Source organism: Chamaesiphon sp. VAR_69_metabat_338, from assembly GCF_031423935.1.
Lineage (GTDB): Bacteria > Cyanobacteriota > Cyanobacteriia > Cyanobacteriales > Chamaesiphonaceae > Chamaesiphon.
In genome coordinates, this window is the sequence record NZ_JANPGM010000697.1 from 1 (window position 1) to 2637 (window position 2637).

The following is a 2637-nucleotide window of genomic DNA, read 5'->3' on the forward strand; positions in this document are numbered from 1 at the left end:
GACTGAGGAAATGCGCGAGCTACAAGCGAAAGTTGCACAATCTGAATACCCGCAGACTGAACACATAAGTTGCTTTTTTGCTATGCCTTTTTCCAGCGAATACGATAAACTCCTAAAAGCTGTCAAGACTGTATTGCAAGAACAGCCTTATGGATGGGAAGTAACGCGGGCAGATAGCGAACATATTGGTGATACTATTCCCAATAATGTAAAAGAGCATATTATTCAAAGCCACTGTTATTTAGCTGAGGTAAGTGATGGAAATCCTAATGTGTTTCTAGAGATTGGTCGAATTGGGCAATATCGAGATAAAGGTCGCCCACTAAATTATTTATGCAAAAAAGGCGTAACTCCACCGATCGATATCGCAGGAGAACTTTTGTCTTACTACGATCCAAATTTGGGAGAGCAAGAACTGATACAGCAGTTAAGGGAGGAATTTAACAAAAAGAATAATCTCAAAAATCTTAGAAATATCAAAGAAAAAACTTTCCTGTCTATAGATATGTTAGAAAATATTGGACAGTTCAACAAAAAACATGCTCAAGCTATTGCAGCCCAATATAAAACTGTTGGTATCTTTTGCAAGACACATGCTGCTGAAATCGCATCTAATTCAGGAGTTGGCGAAGGTACAATCTCAGATGGCAAGAAATATATTACTGAACACTTCAGAATCAATCTTAACAATAATTCTGGTTAATTTAGAACTAGTCTAATGCTCATTTCGATCGATCGCACGTTTGTTTATCAATAGTAATGATTTTTAAGGCAGAATTATAGCATGGATGATTGGGGTGTTTTAGACGAAGGATTCGACATAGAAACATATCTAGCCAATGAAGAAAAGCGCGAGAAAATTCAGCAAATGGCTCGGCTGGCAAGTGATTGCCGAGACGAGCTACAATATGCTAAAGCTGAAAAAATATTTCAAAGAGCAGCAGATCTATCAGAACAGATTGATGATCTGTCTTTGACAATAAGAAATCGTTTTGAGCTGGCAGCAGCACAAAGAATGCAGCGTAAAGATCGAGCAGCCTTGAGTACATTCACTTGGCTGATCGAGATCGCTTATAACCCCGACTTAAATCGAGAACTCAGCGAAGAGAGTCTGTCGTATATAGCGACCAGCTTTATGAGTTTTGTTTCAATTGGGAGATCTCTGCCCAATATGAACATAGCAGATCTAGAAAGAGTGCTGAATCGAGGGCTAGATTGGCTTAGTAAGATCGGCAAAAGCAATTGGTCAGCAGGACTGCGCCTTCGACGAGGATCTTTATGGAAGATGCAAGGTCGTCTCGAAAAAGCTTTGGCAGAGATAGAAACTGCCCTATCTTTGAGCCGTCGTAACCCATCAGCTCCAGGCTATGCATTAGCTACTCATATCTTGGATGTGGCAGATTTGCTGCAAGAAATGGAAAAGCTGAAGGAGGCGGAGGAATATTACCAACAAGTTGCTAATGGCTATGAGTTTGATAATTATGACAAACAATGGGCATGGACAGGATTAGCGCAAGTATCGATCGAACGATCCGACTTGCAAACAGCAGAGCAAAGAGCACTAAAATCTCTAGAACTAGCACGAGGAATCGAATCACCGGAACCAATGATGCACGCCTACGATGTACTCGGAGATGTGTACTGGAAACAAGAGCGCATCGAACCCGCCATTACCGCCAAAATTCAAGCTTGGCACTATGCCCGCCAACCAAAAGTAGAAAGAGATTTATTCGATCTTTATCTCGATTTCGCTGAAATCCGCCTCTATCAAGCCCGTCAAAGCAATCCCACTCGCTACATTCCCAAAGCCCAACAATGGCTCCACCGCTCCTTACCCCTAGCCATCAGACTCGATCGACAAGTCAACTCTATCGAACGCCAAACCAAAATCCGCGATCTCCAAAACCAATGCGCCGAACTCAGATCGGATCGCTAACTCGATTAACCCTCTCGATTCAATTCATCACTCGATCGAGAGTGCTAATTCGATCTTGCTTGACTTATAGGATTCAGAAACCCGACTTTTTGGAAAAGCGGCGTTTTTATTCGGGGGTTCCCCCCGAATAAAAAAACGACAAGACAGTCGGGTTTCTTGGCGAAGCTAGATGTCACATTCCACATCATGACGATCTGTAGAGTTAAAATTATCGTATAGTTGCAGTCTCAATTAACTGAATATTTCTGTCCATGACGATCGATCGAACCAATTATCAAGAACTATTAATCGAAGTCAAAGAGCGGATTCAATCGGCTCAGTATGCAGCCCTGAAAGCCGTTAACCATGAGTTAATCGCGCTGTATTGGGATATCGGGAGGTTAATTGTCGATCGACAACAAACCGCAGGTTGGGGCAAATCAGTTGTTGAACAACTTGCACAAGATATTCAGGCAGAATTCACTGGTATCAGCGGTTTCTCCACTGCCAATTTATGGCGAATGAGAGCATTCCATCTTGCTTATGCCGAGAATCCAAATCTCGCACCATTGGTGCGAGAAATTGCCTGGACTCACAACTTAGCAATTCTCGAAAAGTGCAAAGACGACTTAGAGCGAGAGTTTTACCTGAGAATGACACGGAAATTTGGTTGGACAAAGAATGTCCTGATTCACCAAATTGAGAACCAAACCTATCAAAAG

The 2637-nt window shown here is 42.2% G+C and carries 2 protein-coding genes and 1 pseudogene; all 3 read left to right on the forward strand.

The features are described 5' to 3' along the window. Positions 1-703: pseudogene (locus RMO84_RS19475) on the forward strand (hypothetical protein); the annotation flags it as partial. A gap of 582 nt (positions 704-1285) precedes the next feature. Beyond that, entirely contained in the window at positions 1286-1936 is a 651-nt protein-coding gene (locus RMO84_RS19480; protein WP_310490095.1) for a tetratricopeptide repeat protein, read from the forward strand. 251 nt (positions 1937-2187) lie between these two features. After that, positions 2188-2637 (forward strand): DUF1016 N-terminal domain-containing protein (locus RMO84_RS19485; RefSeq protein WP_310490096.1); only part of this gene is annotated, 450 nt, incomplete at its 3' end.

Excerpts from the sequence above, each read along its gene's own strand:
- RMO84_RS19480 (WP_310490095.1), top strand. The coding sequence starts at position 1,286 with ATGCAAGGTCGTCTCGAAAAAGCTTTGGCAGAGATAGAAACTGCCCTA.